Annotated in this window: 19 protein-coding genes and 1 tRNA gene; 7 read left to right on the forward strand and 13 right to left on the reverse strand. The window is 66.9% G+C overall.

Going from position 1 to position 16,675, the window contains the following annotated elements; genetic code table 11:
• Positions 1-76 precede the first annotated feature (76 nt).
• From ACFWYW_RS36350 to ACFWYW_RS36370, 5 genes are all read right to left on the reverse strand, one after another.
• A complete protein-coding gene (locus tag ACFWYW_RS36350) occupies positions 77-643 on the reverse strand; it encodes a transposase (RefSeq protein ID WP_379611297.1) in 567 nt (188 codons plus the stop codon).
• Positions 606-893, reverse strand: a complete 288-nt coding sequence (locus ACFWYW_RS36355; protein WP_379611298.1) for a winged helix-turn-helix domain-containing protein — start codon at positions 891-893, stop codon at positions 606-608. The genes ACFWYW_RS36350 and ACFWYW_RS36355 overlap by 38 nt, the downstream gene beginning before the upstream one ends.
• A gap of 551 nt (positions 894-1,444) precedes the next feature.
• Positions 1,445-1,615 (reverse strand): hypothetical protein, encoded by a 171-nt coding sequence (locus tag ACFWYW_RS36360; protein ID WP_379611299.1) that lies wholly within the window; start codon positions 1,613-1,615, stop codon positions 1,445-1,447.
• A gap of 64 nt (positions 1,616-1,679) precedes the next feature.
• Positions 1,680-2,603 carry a NaeI family type II restriction endonuclease gene (locus tag ACFWYW_RS36365; RefSeq protein WP_379611300.1) on the reverse strand — a complete coding sequence of 308 codons (924 nt, stop codon included), beginning with the start codon at positions 2,601-2,603 and terminating at the stop codon, positions 1,680-1,682.
• A complete protein-coding gene (locus tag ACFWYW_RS36370) occupies positions 2,600-3,310 on the reverse strand; it encodes an HNH endonuclease (protein WP_379611301.1) in 711 nt (236 codons plus the stop codon). Before ACFWYW_RS36370 ends, ACFWYW_RS36365 begins: the two co-directional genes overlap by 4 nt.
• 195 nt (positions 3,311-3,505) lie before the next feature.
• On the opposite strand from ACFWYW_RS36370, the gene ACFWYW_RS36375 reads away from it, so the two are divergent.
• Entirely contained in the window at positions 3,506-4,330 is an 825-nt protein-coding gene (locus ACFWYW_RS36375; RefSeq protein ID WP_379611302.1) for a hypothetical protein, read from the forward strand.
• Between the two features lie 1,137 nt (positions 4,331-5,467).
• Here ACFWYW_RS36375 and ACFWYW_RS36380 read toward each other — a convergent pair.
• A tRNA-Pro gene (locus ACFWYW_RS36380) sits at positions 5,468-5,541 on the reverse strand.
• 72 nt (positions 5,542-5,613) lie between these two features.
• Complete coding sequence (locus tag ACFWYW_RS36385) at positions 5,614-6,507, reverse strand: metallophosphoesterase (protein WP_379611303.1); 894 nt, start codon at positions 6,505-6,507, stop codon at positions 5,614-5,616.
• 60 nt (positions 6,508-6,567) lie between these two features.
• Here ACFWYW_RS36385 and ACFWYW_RS36390 point away from each other — a divergent pair, with 60 nt between their 5' ends.
• On the forward strand, positions 6,568-7,023 hold the full coding sequence (locus ACFWYW_RS36390) for a GatB/YqeY domain-containing protein (protein ID WP_379611304.1): 456 nt from the start codon (positions 6,568-6,570) through the stop codon (positions 7,021-7,023).
• A 226-nt stretch (positions 7,024-7,249) separates the two neighbouring features.
• Here the strand turns inward: ACFWYW_RS36390 and ACFWYW_RS36395 are convergent, their stop codons facing one another.
• A complete protein-coding gene (locus ACFWYW_RS36395; RefSeq protein WP_379611305.1) occupies positions 7,250-9,466 on the reverse strand; it encodes a transglycosylase domain-containing protein in 2,217 nt (738 codons plus the stop codon).
• A 241-nt stretch (positions 9,467-9,707) separates the two neighbouring features.
• On the opposite strand from ACFWYW_RS36395, the gene ACFWYW_RS36400 reads away from it, so the two are divergent.
• Complete coding sequence (locus tag ACFWYW_RS36400) at positions 9,708-10,004, forward strand: WhiB family transcriptional regulator (RefSeq protein WP_148036282.1); 297 nt, start codon at positions 9,708-9,710, stop codon at positions 10,002-10,004.
• A gap of 41 nt (positions 10,005-10,045) precedes the next feature.
• Here the strand turns inward: ACFWYW_RS36400 and ACFWYW_RS36405 are convergent, their stop codons facing one another.
• The gene (locus ACFWYW_RS36405) at positions 10,046-11,179 is read right to left on the reverse strand and encodes an ArsA family ATPase (RefSeq protein ID WP_379611306.1); all 1,134 of its coding nucleotides are present in this window, start codon (positions 11,177-11,179) and stop codon (positions 10,046-10,048) included.
• The gene (locus ACFWYW_RS36410; protein ID WP_379611307.1) at positions 11,176-12,177 is read right to left on the reverse strand and encodes an ArsA-related P-loop ATPase; all 1,002 of its coding nucleotides are present in this window, start codon (positions 12,175-12,177) and stop codon (positions 11,176-11,178) included. The genes ACFWYW_RS36405 and ACFWYW_RS36410 overlap by 4 nt, the downstream gene beginning before the upstream one ends.
• 77 nt (positions 12,178-12,254) lie before the next feature.
• Between ACFWYW_RS36410 and ACFWYW_RS36415 the strand changes: the two genes are divergently transcribed.
• Genes ACFWYW_RS36415 through ACFWYW_RS36430 form a run of 4 tightly spaced genes read left to right on the forward strand, consistent with a single transcriptional unit; the run spans position 12,255 to position 14,549 of the window.
• The gene (locus tag ACFWYW_RS36415; protein ID WP_181019660.1) at positions 12,255-12,410 is read left to right on the forward strand and encodes a DUF4177 domain-containing protein; all 156 of its coding nucleotides are present in this window, start codon (positions 12,255-12,257) and stop codon (positions 12,408-12,410) included.
• Positions 12,407-12,865 carry a RidA family protein gene (locus ACFWYW_RS36420; RefSeq protein ID WP_379611309.1) on the forward strand — a complete coding sequence of 153 codons (459 nt, stop codon included), beginning with the start codon at positions 12,407-12,409 and terminating at the stop codon, positions 12,863-12,865. Before ACFWYW_RS36415 ends, ACFWYW_RS36420 begins: the two co-directional genes overlap by 4 nt.
• Before the next feature lie 59 nt (positions 12,866-12,924).
• Positions 12,925-13,764: an NUDIX hydrolase gene (locus ACFWYW_RS36425; RefSeq protein WP_379611437.1), complete on the forward strand. Its 840-nt coding sequence runs from the start codon at positions 12,925-12,927 to the stop codon at positions 13,762-13,764.
• Complete coding sequence (locus tag ACFWYW_RS36430) at positions 13,761-14,549, forward strand: MBL fold metallo-hydrolase (protein ID WP_379611310.1); 789 nt, start codon at positions 13,761-13,763, stop codon at positions 14,547-14,549. The genes ACFWYW_RS36425 and ACFWYW_RS36430 overlap by 4 nt, the downstream gene beginning before the upstream one ends.
• A gap of 4 nt (positions 14,550-14,553) precedes the next feature.
• On the opposite strand, the gene ACFWYW_RS36435 is transcribed toward ACFWYW_RS36430, so the two are convergent.
• The 3 genes from ACFWYW_RS36435 to ACFWYW_RS36445 form a co-directional block, all read right to left on the reverse strand.
• Positions 14,554-15,078, reverse strand: coding sequence for a hypothetical protein (locus ACFWYW_RS36435; protein ID WP_379611312.1), 525 nt, complete (start codon positions 15,076-15,078; stop codon positions 14,554-14,556).
• A 100-nt stretch (positions 15,079-15,178) separates the two neighbouring features.
• On the reverse strand, positions 15,179-15,751 hold the full coding sequence (locus ACFWYW_RS36440) for an MFS transporter (protein WP_379611313.1): 573 nt from the start codon (positions 15,749-15,751) through the stop codon (positions 15,179-15,181).
• A gap of 150 nt (positions 15,752-15,901) precedes the next feature.
• Positions 15,902-16,582, reverse strand: a complete 681-nt coding sequence (locus ACFWYW_RS36445) for a Crp/Fnr family transcriptional regulator (RefSeq protein ID WP_184958766.1) — start codon at positions 16,580-16,582, stop codon at positions 15,902-15,904.
• Positions 16,583-16,675 lie beyond the last annotated feature (93 nt).

The following is a 16,675-nucleotide window of genomic DNA, read 5'->3' on the forward strand; positions in this document are numbered from 1 at the left end:
TGGAGAAGGTGACCATAAGCACGAGAGCCAGCGTGTAGCCCAGTGCCATCATCTACAGCGGTTGAAGTCTGGGGTGTCATGTCGATCTCGGGTCCGTGATCAGGCCAGTGTGAGCCAGGAAGGCACTCAAGAGGTCGGGGCGGTATTGCATCTGCTTGAGCCGGCTGCGGATGATCGCGGCCAGGTCGTCGAGCGTGCAGGGAGCCAGATTGCCCAAGCCACGCTTGAGGTGTGACCACACGCTCTCCACCGGATTGAGTTCCGGCGCATAGGTCGGCAACTGGAACACCGTCAGCCACGGACGCGCCTGGATCAGGCCGCGCATCAGGGCATCGATGTGGGTGTTGACGTTGTCCCAGATCAGCACGATCGGGCCGCCGAGCTGCTGGTGAGCGGCGTCCAGCAGGCGGGCGAAGTCTGTCTCGTTGAACCCTTTGCGCTCGTTCTTGCGGCGCCGGTAGACCATCATCCGGAAGATCAGCCGGGTCCGCTGCCCCGGCTTGAAGCAGAGCAGCCCGGTCAGGTTGATACGGCCGGAGCCCTCGCTCGTGACGGTGACGGTGGGGGTGTGTCCGCAGCGGACCAGGTACGGGCCTTGGGCGGCCTCAAGGATTGTCCTGCTTCGTCGGCGAAGCAGATCCACGCACCCTGGTCCCGCGCTGTTGTTCCACCTGAGGCCAGGTGCCCTTCACCCAGGTGGCGATCGCGGCCTCATCGCGTTCGGCGGCGCGCCGCTGGGGAACCTGCGGGCTCCAGCCGAGGCGATGCAGCAGGTACGAGATCCCGCGCGGGGTGTAGGAGGTGTGGAAGAAGCGGCCGACCAGGATCGCGACGCGCGCCAGCGTCCACCGCTGATCTTCACTCCAGCCCCACACGGCCGGACCGGTGTCCAAGGCCGCCTCCAACCGCTGCACCTGGGCAGCGTTCAGCCGGTAGTGCTGCCCACCCGGTCCCTTCGACGCCAACCCCTCGGCCCCGAGCGTCCGCCAGATCTTCTGTCACAGATAGGCCGGCTTACGAGAGATCCGCAGCTTCCCGCCCACCTCAGGCGGAGACATACCCGCGGAGAAGAGCCCGGCCGCCTCCAAGCGCACCTGTTCACGCTTGGCTCGCGCCGCCGGGCTCAGACCACCACTATCCGGATAATGCATCTCACCGGGATGCTCCCGAACGTCGACGTGAGCACGCAACCACGCCGTGTCACCTCATACTTCAACCGCTGTAGGTTCTGGTCGAGCGTCGGCGCTTGGCCGCAAACCAATGACGAAACGGCGTGCCGAATCCCAACGTCAGAAGTGGGAAATGCACTCAGTGTCGGAGACGGTGCTCGATACCATAGGTTTCGGGCTTGCGGGCGCGACGACATCCACGAAGCGTTCATGACACGTGCCGCTGCGATCATCTGCTGGCGACGGCTCGTCCGCTGATCTTTCTGTTAGGACTTCTAAGTCGAGAGCTCTCTCAGCACTGTTCCGTCGGCACGCATCCGGTCAGCGCCGACCTCGATGACCCGCCCTGGCTTGAGCCCGGTTGTCTCGAAGTCGATGACGGTGAACTCGTTGTCTGGCGCATGGCAGGTGCCGGACGAGAGCTTGAGCGGGGCGATGAGAGCCATGGTGCGGAGCGTGTGAACTATCTCCCGCCGGGGACCGAATGACTGCATCGGATTTGGGCTTCGATTACCTAGAAAGTGGCCCGATGTCGGGGAGTAAAGGCGCAATTTCCGGTGTATCGGCAGGTTTGGCTACGACCCAGTGTGTCCCATCCAGTTCGATCGACGGAGCTCTCGTGTGATGCGGGCGTCGCCGCACGAGCCGCACGCTCATTGATTCGCCGGGACCAAGATGAGGCATGGCGAGAGCTCTCGCCGCCTCCACGTGGTTCCGATATTGGCCGAAGATGACGATCCCTTCGGGACGGAGGGCACTGCGAGCTCCGCCGTTCTTCCGGATGCGCTTCATGTAGTCCTCTTGCATGGCCACCGTGGCCACGACGCTACGGCTGATGGGGCGCTGCTGTGCTCGGCGGAAGAGCTCGTTGACCCGCTTCTGGCCGCTCGTGGAGCGGAAGATCGCGTCTATGTCCTCGTCGGGTAGACGGAGCAGGACATTGTCTTGTAGCGGGGCGTTCTTGAAAAGCCATCGGATGTTTGCTCGGCCATAGCGGCTTAGGGTTCGCTTTGCATCCCTGTTCACACCTGGATTCAGGTTCTCCTCGCTGGCCCTGACCAGGCCGGCACTCCATTCTCCGTCCTTGTCGCTCGCCCAGAGGCCGAGTAGGAGTCGGCCCACCGCCTCCGGGGGAATCATCCAGTTGGCCAGCTTCTGGGAGTACTTGCAGTCGACCTCCGCGGACTCGATGGAGTAGTCGAGAATCTCGCCGTCCGCGAAGCCGAACTCCCGCTGGAGGTTGATCTCGATCAGGGTGCCGCAGTGCGTCTTCTCGGTCTTGTAAAGCTGATCCCAGCAGAATCTGCCCGTGTGCTGGCCATCCAGCAGCATGTCGAAGCTCCTCCGGATCGCCTTGCCGATTCGGATGCCGTCGCCGTCAAGCGCAATGAGGTGAGCGAAGACCGCTTCAAGCTCGGAGTCAACGGTGGTCACTGGCTCTCCTCCCCCAGCACGGTGCCGAGCCGGGCCTTGACGGTGCCCCTGCGCGCTGCGGGGAGCTGGCGATAGTGCGACCAGATCTTCTCTGTGTCCGACACGGCCCGTCTGTCCGCTGCCATCCAGCTAAGGAGCTTCACCTTTTCCTTCCGCGGGAGTTCCTGGATCCGGTCCCAGACCTGCTCGGAGGAGAACTGGACGCCGGTCAGATGCTTGGCGGTCTCGTTACATCGCGCGCACTCGGTGACGAGGTCTTCTGGCTGCGCCGTGGAGCCGTACTTGTGCGGGGTGACATGGCCCATCGTGAGCCTCGCGTGGCTGCCAGGATCGTCCGGGTACTCCTCACCCGCGCCGATGCCACAGCGCACGCAGCGGTGGCCGTCTCGATCCATGACTTCCCTCCGGACCTTTCCACTGATCGCGCGCAGCCCAGCCGAGCGTTGGCCAGGCTCCCAGATGTGAGCGCCGATCTTCTCCAGAAGAAGTTCATCCGGACTCAGGTTGGCCAAGTCGCGGTAGGTCCTGATGATCCAGCCGGCTGGCCGAAGATCCCTCATGCGCCGGTCAACCTGCTCGATGTCGGGAATAGCGTTCCTCAACTGCTGCTTCCGGAAGCGCTCTCCCTCACCGATCTCGTGGTACAGCCACAGGGCAACACGGATGCGGGTGCCCAGCTTGGCGTTGGTCCAGACGACATCCGTCAAGTGATCCTCGCTCTCTCGGGCCTTGGGGGTCGGCGCCCGCCAAGATCGTTCGACGAGACTACGATGTCGCGGCAGGATTCGGCAAGTAGTGGCAGAAATCGGCTTAACGGGGTCTTGATCCTGAAACTGTCAGTCCTGCTCGTTAGCGTGTTGACTAGATCGTGCGACGTTTCCGCAGGCCAACACCCTCCATGGATGGCGCTTATGATCTTTCGGACCACCGCCCAGGACGTTCTCGCTCTGTTCAATGTTACGAGCCACGCGGAGATCGCGTTCCAGCGCTGGCTTGATGACGCAACAAAGCAAGCGGTCAGGCCACACGTGCTAGCTCACCAGGCCTCAGCGATCTACCGGCTGGCTCCCAAGGATGTCGAGCGGGTCTGCGCCACCACCGAGCACGCCCTTGGTGAGGTCAGGCGCGCGACAGCCGAGAACGTCAGTGAGATTGTCGACTGGCACCCCGACTTCGCCTTCACCCATACCTTCCACTACGTGGTGGAGTCCATGGGTGCGTTGCCGACATGGCAGCAGTTTCGCGACTTCATCGGCGAGGATTCCCAAGGCAGGACGATGCTGTGGCATCCAGCACAACAGATGGTTGCCCGCGTCGCCGCAAGGCCGTCTGGTCCCAGCCGGGCGGTGGCCAGGGACGCGATGCAATGGCGCGTTGGGAACGCCTACTACTCCTTCATCCGGGAGATTTATGTGGTCGCTCACCTGCGTGAAGCAGGGCTTGATGTGCGGATGCACCCGCTGGCTGACGCGCTATTCCGGGTGGATTTCTGGTGCGGCCGTACGGCATGCAGCCTCTTGGTGAAGAACGCCAAGTTCCACAAGGACGGCAGGGGAAGGAAGCGGCCGACGAGCGAGATCCTTTCCGGCGCGAAGCCCTCATTCCAGTTCCACAAGATTCAATTAGAGCGGGCGTCTCAGTTCGGTGTGGTCCACCTCCCCAGCACGGATCAGATTCGTCTCGCGGCTGACGAACTCCGCGCCGCCATTCAGACCTCCAAGATGTGAGATTCCGTACTCCAGATATCTACACAACGATGGCGGTTGCCGTAGTTGGGCCCAGGCATATGGTCCGAGCGGTTCCCTGCCTGCGGGGTCACAGGGCGGGTCGGGCTACCCGCTGGTGCGGTTTGCCGCCGATGGTGGTCTGCGACAACCGCGCCCTGCCCGCGGTGGCGTTCGGGCCGTTCAAGTCCAGTGAGACCAGCCACGCGCCCCGGCCTGTTCTGCTGCCTGCGCCCGGGCATGGCGCTGCTCGGCGACCGCAACTTCGCGGGTACGGGACTTGGCCACCGGTATCGCCGCTGCGCCCGTACCCCCACAAGGCGTCGACCAGAAGATCTACACCCCTGCTGGCCAGCTACCAGGCATTACGGCTGGCAATGACCGCCGCCACCATCACCACTCCAACCGCCGGAGCCGACCGGGCCCGCTTCACCATCGCTCTGCATATCCCCGCAACCAGCCCATTCACGCAGCCGGCATCGCAGCCGACAGCACGATCGACCTCATCGGCACGATCAGCCGAGCCGTACTGGCCGACCCCTGCCACCCAGCTGAGACCGCACCTGCCCGGATCGTCAATCGCGCGATCTCGAACACCGGACGAAAGGCCAAGCCGACCTAACCAACCACCGGGCAAATATCACGATCGAGAGCCTCATCCAACCCGAATTGACCACTCAACTGCCCTAACTACCCGGCATTGCTTGTAGCGGAGGGTTGACCAGCAGAATCCGCCCCAGGTTCACAGAGCGCTCTCGGACCGCAGCGTCCAGGACGTGCCTGGCGTCTTGCGGAGTGAGCTCTTGCACCGTATCCCGACGATCACATCAGCACGAACCCGGCGTCGGCGCGCTCCGGTTTGACGGATGAACCGCTCCGGGTCTGATGGAGGCTCTGGGATACCCCGCTTGCTGTCCATCCCCACATCGCGATGCGGACCCTGCGTCATTGCGACATCAAGGTCACGATGGAGGCGTGTACCGAGGCGACGGGACCAGAGTACTGAAGAAGCTTGGCAGCTTCCTCAGTGAGAAAGAACGACTCCCGAAAGAAGGAGCTCCAAAGAGCGGTAGCCGTATTTCGAGCTGTAGGGAGATCAAAAAGGCCGTCTCCCATATAGGAAACGGCCTTCTAGCTGGGTCGGGGTGGCGGGATTTGAACCCACGGCCTCTTCGTCCCGAACGAAGCGCGCTGCCAAGCTGCGCTACACCCCGGTCGCACGCCGGTCTTGCGCGTGCTTGGGAAAGTCTAGCGGACTTCGCGGGTGCTTGTGACCGCATAATCCGTCAGCGGCGCGGTACCAGGGTGAGCAGGGTCGCCTCCGGGAAGCAGGCGAAGCGGACCGGGGCGTACGGGGAGGTGCCCAGGCCGGCGGAGACGTGGAGCCAGGCGGAGTCGTGGGTGCTCAGGCCCTTGACGCGGGCCCGGTCGATGCCGCAGTTGGTGACCAGGGCGCCGTAGAAGGGGATGCAGAGCTGGCCGCCGTGGGTGTGGCCGGCGAGCAGGAGCTGGTAGCCGTCGGCGGCGAAGCGGGTCATGTTGCGCGGCTCGGGGGAGTGCATGACGCCCAGGCGCAGGTCGGCGTCGGCGGGGGCGGGGCCGGCTACCAGGTCGTAGCGGTCGCGGTCGATGTGGGAGTCGTGGATGCCGGCCACGGCCACGTCCAGGTCTGCGACCTTCAGGCGGGCGGTCGTGTTGTTCATGTCGAGCCAGCCTTCTGCGGCCATGCCTTCGCCCAGTTCTCGCCACGGGAGCGACGGCACGTGCTGGCGGCGCTCGTTGCGGGAGGTGCGCCACAGGTAGCGGGCGGGGTTTTTGAACACGGGCGCGTACAGGTCGTTGGAGCCGTACACGAACAGGCCGGGGCGGGACATGAGCGGCTCCAGGGCGTGGAGCAGCGAGGGGACGGCGTCCGGGTGGGCGATCGAGTCGCCGGTGTTGACCACCAGGTCGGGTTCGAGCGAGCCGAGCGAGCGTACCCAGTTGATGAGCTTTTTGCGGCCGGGCGTCAGGTGCAGGTCGGACAGGTGGAGGATGCGCACCGGGCGCTGCCCCCGGGCCAGGACCGGAACGTCGAATCGGCGCAGCCGGAACCAGTTGCGCTCGACGACCGAGGCGTACCCGAGCCCGGCGATGCCGAGACCCAGCAGGGACAGTGGTATGGCGGCGGCTTTCCTCACGTACTTATGATGCCCGACATCCGGCACGAGAGGTGCCGCTCAAGCGGCAAGATGGACCGCATGAGCGCATTGAAGGACAAGCTGAAGGCCGATCTGACGGCCTCCATGAAGGCCAAGGACGAGGTCCGCCTCCGCACGATCAGGATGGTTCTGTCGGCCGTCAACGTCGAGGAGGTTTCGGGCAAGCAGGCCAGGGAGCTCAGCGACGACGAGATCGTCAAGGTGCTGACCAAGGAGGCCAAGAAGCGCCGCGAGGCGGCCGAGGCGTTCGGCAACGCAGGGCGCGCCGCGCAGGCCCAGGCGGAGCTGGACGAGCAGGCGGTGCTGGAGGAGTACCTACCGGCGCAGCTCTCGGACGAGGAGCTGAACGCGCTGGTCGACGCCGCGATCGCGGAGAGCGGCGCGACCGACCCGAAGGCGATGGGCGCGGTCATGAAGGTGCTCAACCCGAAGGTCGCCGGCCGCGCCGAGGGCGGGCGTGTCGCCGCCGCCGTGCGCGCGCGCCTGTCCGGGTGATCGACGTCGTGTGATCGGAGCCATCCGTTACGGCGAAGCCGCCGCCACCCACCACCCGCCGCCGCCCCGCGGGTCCGCGCTTCCACGCCCGGCAGTCTGACGGGCGGGCCGCCGTGACGTCGCCTCCTTGACCAGGCGCCCCGGAAAAGGCGAGGCGAGGCCGTACCGGAAAGGCCCCTGAAACGCGTTGAGAGGCCTCCCAGAGGCCTCTCAACGGTTCGGAGGGCTAGTTGCCCGGGGTGATGGGCCCGAAGTCGCCGTCGTCCGGGTCGAACAGGTCGAACGGATCGCCGCCCCGGTCGTCGGGTTCGCCGTCCCCGCCCCGGTCCTTGTCCTTCTTGACCGGCTTGGGCGCGCAGATGTCGCCGCAGCCGCCGAAGCGCTCCATGTTCACCGGCGTGAACTCCGCCGCCTCGATCCCCTTCAGCGCCTGCATCATCGACTGCTTCCAGATGGGGCCGGAGATGGAGGCGCCGTAGACGTAGCTGTAGCCGCGTCCGCCGATGGTGACGCCCATGAGGCGGTTGTCGAACGCGCCGCGGGGGTCGCCGATGCTGACGGCGGAGGAGAGGTTCGGGGTGTAACCGGCGAACCAGGCGGCCGTGTAGCCGTCGGTGGTGCCCGTCTTGCCTGCCGCGTCCCTGCCGATGCCGCCGACGCCGCTCATGGTGCCCTTGGTGAACACGCCGGACAGGATGCCGCTGACGGCGTCGGCGACCTCCTCGTCCATGACCCGCGTGCACTTGGGCTTGAACCGCTTGGCCTTGCCGTAGCGGTCGACGATCTCGGTGATGGCCAGCGGCTTGCAGGACTGGCCGCGCGAGGCGAAGACGGCGTAGGTGCTGGCGACGGTGACCGGGTCGGTCTCGTTGATGCCGAGCGTGAAGGTCTCGAACTCGCGCAGCGGCTGCCCGTCGGCGCGCTTGAGCCCGAGCTTCTTGGCCATCTTGACGGTCTTGCAGAGGCCGACGCGCTCTTCGAGCTTCATGAAGAACGTGTTGACCGAGCCCCACGTGCCGGACTGCAGCGTCTTGAAGCCGCCGCCGCCCTCGCTGGAGTTGCGCACCTGGTGGGACGGCTCGCCGACGCGGTTGCCCTTGCAGTCGCGGAAGGCGCCGTAGCTGGGCGCGTTGTAACCGGCCGGAGAGGGGAAGCCGTCGCCGTACTTGTAGCCCTCTTCGAGGGCCGCGGCCAGCGTGTACGGCTTCGCCGTCGACCCCTGCTGGAACCCGCCGCCGCCGCCGTGCTTGGCGTCGGCCACGACGTTGTAGCTGATCTCGTTCTTCTTCTTGTTGTTGCCGAACTTACGGCTGGCGGCCATCGCCTTGATCTCACCCGTGCCCGGGACGATCATGGCCTGCGAGGCGACCGGCTTGTCCTTGGTGCTGACCCAGTTCTTGATCGCCTTCTCGGCGGCCTTCTGCATCTGCGGGTCGATCGTGGTCTTGATCGTCAGCCCGCCGCGCTGCAGGAGCTTCTTGCGTTCCTCGGGGGTCTTGCCGAAGTCCTCGTTGTTGAGGATCTCGTACTGCACGTAGAGGCAGAAGTACGGATACGGGCTGGTCTCACAGCCACCCGGGAACTTCGTGTCCTTGTAGCCGAGCTTGGTGGCCTTGGCCGCGTCGCGCTCGGCGGGAGTGATCTTGCCGAGCTGCGCCATCCGGTCCAGGACGATGTTGCGCCGCTCCAGGAGCGCCGCGCGCGACTCCTTGCTGACGTTGGGGTCGGTCCTGTTCGGATTCTGTACGGCTCCCGCCAGCGTGGCCGCCTCGGAGAGGTTGAGCTCGGCGGCCGACTTGCCGAAAAAGCGCTTGGAGGCCGCCTGGACGCCGTAGGCTCCTGCACCGAAGTAGGCGATGTTGAAGTACTTCTCCAGGACCTCGTCCTTGGTGTACTTCTTCTCGATCGCCAAGGCGTAGCGCAGCTCGTTGAGCTTGCGCGAGACCGTGGGCGCGATGGCGGCGGCCCGCTCGGCGTCGGTCTCGGCGGCGTTGAACAGCACCTGCTTCACGTACTGCTGCGTGATCGAGGAACCGCCCTGGGTCACGCCGCCGGACGTCATGTTCTTGAGGAGGGCACGGATGGTGCCCTCGATGTCGATCGGCCCGTGCTCGTAGAAGCGGAAGTCCTCGATGGAGATCAGCGCCGTCTTCATGATCGGAGAGACCTTGTCGAGCGTCACCGACTGCCGGTTCTCGAAGAAGAACTGGGCGATCTGCTTGCCCTTGGCGTCCTTGAGCACGGTGCGCTCGGGCAGCGGAGGTTCGTCCAGTTCCTCCGGCTTGAGGTTGAGATCCTCCATGGCTGACTTGGCCGTCACCCCGGCGCCGCCCACTGCGGGCAGCGCGATGGCGGCCGTCAGCACACCCGCGGCCGCCCCCGCGGCGATGAGCCGGATGACGTTCGTGACTGGTGATGAACGATCTTTGCCCTGAGCTTGCACAGGACCAAGAGTACGTCGAAAGAGTGTCGTTATCGGTAACCGAACCCCATTTCGCCTTGACTGGAAGGGGTGACTAGTCATTCCCGGTCAACACTCGGGCGAGAAATTGGTCCTCTGGGGTCTGTCGGCCCGAACGTCTCGTTGCATACGTTCTCCTCTGCGGCAACTGAATACGGAGGCTCGGCGCCCGCGCCCGTCGGCCCCAAGTGACGACTGACCACCTAAGGGGAGTGGGGTCGAAATGTGGATCACGGATTGGACCTCCCGTGCCGCCTGTCGAGGTGCGGATCCGGACGCGTTGTTCGTCCAGGGAGCCGCGCAGAACAGGGCTAAGCTGATCTGCCGAGGATGCCCGGTCCGTACCGAGTGCCTCGCCGATGCGCTCGACAACCGCATCGAGTTCGGGGTGTGGGGCGGTATGACGGAGCGGGAACGGCGGGCGCTGCTGAGGCGACGGCCAGACGTGGACTCGTGGCGGGAGCTGCTCGAGTCTGCGAAAGAAGAGTACGAACGGACAAACGAGCTGATAGCGGGCTAACCCCGCCTGGAAAGCACGGCCGGCGAGCGTCGGCCGTGCTTTCATGCTCCCGAAGCCAGGAGTTCCCCGATCTGGTGCAGACCCGCCAGGTCGTGGACGTCCTCCGACATGGCGCGGACCTGGACGACAGGCACCGTGGGGTGCGCGGAGACGAAGTGCTCCTGCTCCCGGTGCTCACGGGCCGCGAGCTGCATCCGCCCGGTGTGGAGCCGCAACACGGCGGCGGTCAGCTCGTGCTCGCCCTTGGACTCCAGGTCCTCCGCCGCGGCCGCGCTGCGCGCCGCCGAGATGCCAGACGCGGGCGAGAAGTGCACCCGGTTGACCACGAGCCCGGCCAGCGGCATGCGTTCCTCCGCGAGCCGTTCGACGAAGTACGAGGCCTCCCGCATCGCGTCGCGCTCGGGCGCGGCCACCACCACGAAGGCGGTGCCGGGCGCCTGCAGGAGCCGGTAGGTCATCTCCGCCCGCTGCCTGAACCCGCCGAAGACGGCGTCCAGCGCGGAGACGAACGTCTGCAGGTCCTTGAGCACCTGCGCGCCCAGCAGCTTGGTCATCGCGCCGGCCACGAGCCCGAACCCGGCGTTCAGCAGCCGGAAGGCGCTGCGGCCCCCGGCCTTGGCGGGCGCGGTGAGCAGCTTGATGAAACGCCCGTCGAGGAAGCGGCCGAGCCGTTCCGGGGCGTCGAGGAAGTCCAGCGCGGAGCGCGAGGGCGGGGTGTCGACGATGATCAGGTCCCACTCGTCCGAGCGGCGAAGCTGCCCGAGCTTCTCCATCGCCATGTACTCCTGCGTGCCGGAGAAGCTGGACGACAGCGACTGGTAGAAGGGGTTCGACAGGATCTGCCTGGCCCGCTCGGGGTCGGCGTGGGCCTCGATGATCTCGTCGAAGGTCCGCTTCATGTCGAGCATCATCGCGAACAGTTGGCCACCGCCCTCCTCGGCGGTGTGCACCAGTCTGGGGGTGTTGTCCAGCTCCGAGAGGCCCATCGACTGCGCGAGCCGCCTGGCCGGGTCCACGGTCAGCACGACCGCTCCCCGGCCCCGCTCCGCGGCCCGCAGGCCGAGCGCGGCGGCGGTCGTGGTCTTGCCCACACCGCCGGCGCCGCAGCAGACGATGATGCGGGTCCCGCGGTCGTCGAGGATGGCGTCGACGTCGAGGGGGGCGGGCTTCTTCACGCGGCTCCCTGGTTTCGGATGCTTGCGGCCAGCTCATAAAGGCCGGCCAGATCTACACCGTCGGCCAGCAGGGGGAGCTCGTATCGGGGCAGATCAGCCTGGTCGAGAGAGGCCCGCTCGGCGCGCTCGATCGCGGTACGGCGGGCGTGCTCCACCACCTCTCCCACGAGGGATTCGGCCACCGCCGCCGCGTCGGCCCCGTCGGCGAGACCGGCCGCCTTGAGGCCCAGTGTGAGTTCCCCCACGTCGAATCGGCCCTTGACAGCCGAGTCAAGTATGGCCCGCGGAAGCAGTGATTCACGGACCATATTGATGAAAATTCCGCCAGGCGGAAGGCCGGCAGAACGCAATTCGGCGAGGCCGTCCAGCGTCTCCTGAACCGGCATCTCCTCCAAAAGCGTGACAAAGTGCACAGCCGTCTCGGGGGACTTCACCACCCCGCTCACCAGGTCGGAGTGGTTCTTGATCGGCCCGACCTTGGCCAGCCCTGCCACCTCCTGGGTGACGTTCAGGAAGCGGGTGATCCGGCCGGTCGGCGGCGCGTCGAGCACCACGGCGTCGTAGACGCGCCTGCCGTTCTTGGCCCGCCGGCGCACGGCCTCGGTGGTCTTGCCCGTGACCAGGACGTCACGGAAGCCCGGCGCCACCGTGGTGGCGAAGTCGACGATGCCCATCCGGGTCAGCGCGCGGCCGGCGCGGCGCATGCCGTAGAACATCTCCATGTAGTCGAGCATGGCCTCTTCCGGGTCGATGGCCAGCGCGTACACGTCACCGCCGTCGGGGGCCACCGCGATCTTGCGCTCCTCGTAGGGGAGAGGTGGCAGGTCGAAGATCTGCGCGATGCCCTGCCTGCCCTCCACCTCCACGAGCAGCACCTTGCGCCCGCCCGCGGCCAGCGCGAGTGCCAGCGCCGCGGCCACCGTCGTCTTGCCGGTGCCGCCCTTGCCGGTGACGACGTGCAGTCGCACGCCGTCCCAATCGGTGTCCCGAGAGTCCACGATTCGAGGCTACCTGGCGGTCACTTACGGAAACCTCCTGCGGGGCCTTTGAGCTCCGTCACACTACGCTGAGCCGCATGAAGAAATGGGAGTACCTCACAGCCCCGCTGCTGATCCACAACACCAAGATGATCCTGGACAACTTCGGCTCCGACGGCTGGGAACTGGTCCAGATCGTGCCGGGCCCCAACGCCGAGAACCTGGTCGCCTACTTCAAGCGGGAGAAGGCATGACCCCCGAGGAGAAAATCGCCGATCTCGGGCTGACGCTGCCCGAGGTCGTACCTCCGCTGGCCGCCTACATCCCCGCCGTACGCACCGGCGACCTCGTCTACACCTCGGGCCAGGTGCCCATGGTGGAGGGCAAGCTGGTCGGCTCCGGCAGGGTCGGCGCCGACCTCACGGCCGAGGAGGCCGCCGGCCACGCCCGCATCTGCGCGCTGAACGCGATCGCCGCGCTGAAGTCGCAGGTCGGTGACCTGGCGAAGGTCGTGCGGATCGTCAAGGTCGTGGTCTTCGTGGCCAGCGCCCCCGACTTCACCGGCCAGCCGAGCGTCGGCAACGGCGCCAGCGAGCTGCTGCGCGACGTCTTCGGCGACGCCGGGGTGCACGCCCGCAGCGCCGTGGGGGTGGCCGCGCTCCCGCTGGGGGCGTCGGTCGAGGTGGAGCTGATCGCCGAGGTTTCCTGACGGACCGGATATGTCACCATGACCGAGTGATGTTCTAGTTGGAGGTCATTGTGACTGGTATCCCCCTGCCGAAGGATCTGGCCGGCCGCGCTCGCGACATCAACGCAGGACGCATCGAACCGGTCCCCGCCCGGGACGCCGCCACCGTGGTGATCCTCAGGGAGGGACCGTTCGGGGAAGGGCCGTTCAGGGAAGGGCCGTTCAGGGAAGGGCTGGAGGTGTATCTGCTGCGCCGCAAGACCACCATGGCCTTCGCCGCGGGCGCCTACGTCTTCCCCGGCGGCTCCGTCGACCCGCGTGACACCGACCACGCGGTGGCCTGGGCGGGGCCGTCCCCCCGGCAGTGGGGTGAGGTCTTCAACGCCGACGAGCGCACCGCCCGCGGACTGGTCTGCGCGGCGGTCCGCGAGACGTTCGAGGAGTCAGGGGTACTGCTGGCCGGTCCCGGCACCGATTCCGTGGTCGCCGACACCACCGGCGCCGACTGGGAAGCCGACCGCCTGGCGCTGATCGACAGGAGCCTGGCCTTCGCCGACTTCCTGGCCAAGCGCGGCCTGGTGCTCCGCTCCGACCTGCTGAAGCCGTGGGCGCACTGGATCACTCCCGAGATGGAGGAGCGCCGGTTCGACACCCGTTTCTTCGCCGCCGTGCTGCCTCCCGGCCAGCGCACCCGCGACGTGGGCGGCGAGGCCGACCAGGTCGCCTGGAAACGCCCGTCCGAGGCGCTCGAACTGGCGGCCAACGGCGAGATCTTCCTCATGCCCCCGACCTACCACACGCTCAACGAGCTGGCCGGCTTCGCGTCGGTGGGGGATGCGCTGGCCGTACAGCGAAAAATCATTACGATTCTCCCGCGAGCGGTAGAAATCGAGGGAGAGATGCGGTTGATGGTGTCATGAGCGGTCTCTACATCCCGATCGACACCCCCGACGGATCCCGTACGGCTCACGCCGAGAACCTCCTCGCCCCCAACCCGGGCATGATGACGCTCGACGGCACCAACACGTGGGTCATCGGCACCAACGAGGTGATCGTCGTCGACCCCGGCCCGTCGGACGAGGCCCACCTCCTCCGCGTGGTCGCCCACCTGGGCGAACGCCGGGTCCGCCACATTCTGCTCACCCACGGCCACCACGACCACAGCGGCGGCGCCAGGCGCTTCGCCGAACTCGTCGGCGCCCCCGTCCACGCCCTGGACCCGCTGCACCGCCTGGGCTCGGAGGGCCTGACCGACGGCGACGTGGTCCGGGCCGGAGGCGTGGAGCTCCACGTGTACGCCACGCCCGGCCACTCCTTCGACTCCCTGTGCTTCTGGCTGCCGGTGGATCGCGCGATGCTGACCGGCGACACCGTCCTGGGCCGCGGCACCACCGTCATCGCCCAGGACGGCGGCCTGACCGACTACCTCCACAGCCTGGACCGCCTCAGGAAGACCGCCGAGGACCTGGAGGCCGACGCCCTCCTGCCCGGCCACGGCCCCGTCCTGGCGAACCCGCTGGCGGCTCTGGACGGCTATCTCACGCACCGCCGCGAACGCCTCGACCAGATCCGCCAGGCCAGGAAGAACGGTGCCAGGACCCCCCGCGAGGTCGTCGAAGTGGTGTACGCGGACGTGGACCGCTCGCTGTGGCCGGTCGCCGAGATCTCCGTCCGAGCCCAGCTGGACTACCTGGACGGCGAGTGAACGCTCAGGGCTGGATGAGGCCCACGGCGAACGCGTAGTCGTCCAGGGTGAACTGGGTGATGCCGGTCATGCGCAGGGCCTGTACCCGGACGGTGTAGGCCCCGGGGCCGAGGGGAGGGGAGAAGCGCTCCAAGGCGTGCGCCTCTTCGGCGTCACCGGGGCTGTCGAACCTGTAGTCCGTGCCCACGACCGGGTGCAGCTCGGTGGTCGTGCCCGCGGAGTTGACCACGACGACGCGCACGGAGCACCACCCGGTGGCGGCGCCGACGCAGACGGACTCGGCGGTGAAGCGGGCGTCGACGAATCGCGTCGTCCCCGCGGGCACGGTGACGTTGACCGACGCGGTCGGGATGTTCCCCCAGGCTCCGATCGTCTGGGCGGTCCAGGGGCTGTTCTCGCCGGTGAAGGACTGCGCGCTGGTCTGCGTGCCGTTCTGGGAGCTGGGTACGGCGCCGGCCGACGTGGCCAGAAGCGCGAGCGCGCCGGACAGCGCCACCGAGGTGATCGCGGACTTGATGAGTCTGGACAACGGGATTCCTCTCTGCCGTCGCGGAGCCGTGTGCCCCGCGACCGGTCGTTTCTGGAATCACGCTGACAAGAACGTTGTGCCTGGTGAACCCGTCACCGAATTATCCGGACAAGTCCGTACGGGTCTCCGGCACGGGACGGGTACGCGGGGTGAAGAGCGCCACCGCCACCACGGCGACGACGGTCAGCGGCACGCAGACCAGAAGGATCCATCGGAAGGAGACGTTATAGGCGATGACGCTGCCGATCACCGGCCCGGCGTTCAGCCCCACCAGGGCCACCACCGCCGGGATCGCGACCGCCGGCCACCACGTGGTGCCACGCAGGTGGGTCCTGGCGAGCTCGAACCCGGCCCGCAGCACGATCGCGGCCGCCAGCCCCTGCCCGACCCGGGAGGCGACGAGCATGCCGCCGTTCACCGCGAAGGCGCCCACGGCCGACACCAGCCCGAACCCGGCCAGCCCCCACAGAAGCACGCTCAGGCGCCCCTTCACGGGGATCAGCACTCCCAGGAGGGCCACGGGATAGGCGTAGGCCAGCATGACCTCGATCGCCGGGGTGAGGGAGAACTCCCAGGTAATGGGCGTTCCGGTGGCGTCCAGCACGGTCCAGTTCACCGAGAAGATCGCCACACATAAGGTCAGGGCCGCGACCATCTGCCATCGTCCAGTCATCGCCGGACAATACTCAGCCGCGATTGACAACCACTTGCAACAACCCGCGCTTCGCTGAGCCGGCCCAGGGCAAAGCTCAGGGTTGGGCAGCGCTCGGGGGCTGGGGGTCGTGGGGGCACGGCGCCCCCACTGAACCCCTCGCGGTGCCGGTTACCGGGAGCGGTTGTGGAGGCGGTCCATGTCGAGGATCACGACCGCCTTGGCCTCGATACGCAGCCAGCCCCGCTGGGCGAAGTCGGCCAGTGCCTTGTTCACCGTCTCCCTGGAGGCGCCCACCAGTTGGGCGAGCTCTTCCTGGGTCAGGTCGTGGTGGACGCGCAGTCCGTCGTCGGTCTTCGCGCCGAAACGTTCCGCCAGGTCCAGCAACTGCTTGGCCACGCGTCCCGGTACGTCGGTGAAGACCAGGTCGGCCAAGACGTCGTTGGTACGCCGCAACCGCTGGGCCAGGGCGCGCAACAGGTGCAGGGCCACCTCGGGGCGGCCGGTCAGCCAGGGGCGCAGGTCGTCGTGGCCCAGCCCGGCCAGCCGTACATCCGTCAGAGCCGTGGCGGTCGCGGTGCGCGGCCGGGGATCGAACAGCGACAGTTCGCCGAACATCTCGCTCGGGCCGAGCACGCTCAGCAGGTTCTCGCGGCCGTCCGGGGACTGGCGGGAAAGTTTGATCTTGCCCTCGAGCACGACGTAGAGACGGTCGCCCGTCTCGTTCTCATGGAAGAGCGTCTGTCCCTTGGACAGCTGGACTTCGGTGATGCTCGTGCGCAGCGCCGCTGCGCTCTCACGGTCGAGCGCGGCGAACAGGGGGGCCTTGCCCAGCACGTCTTCGGTGTTCACTCTGCCTCCTCTGCTGCCATTGTGACGCACCCCACTTCCCGCCACGCACTTAGGCTAGGGAGATGCCCTCTGAGTCGAGACTCGCCCTGGTGC

This window comes from Nonomuraea sp. NPDC059023 (assembly GCF_042740095.1).
Taxonomy (GTDB): Bacteria; Actinomycetota; Actinomycetes; order Streptosporangiales; family Streptosporangiaceae; genus Nonomuraea.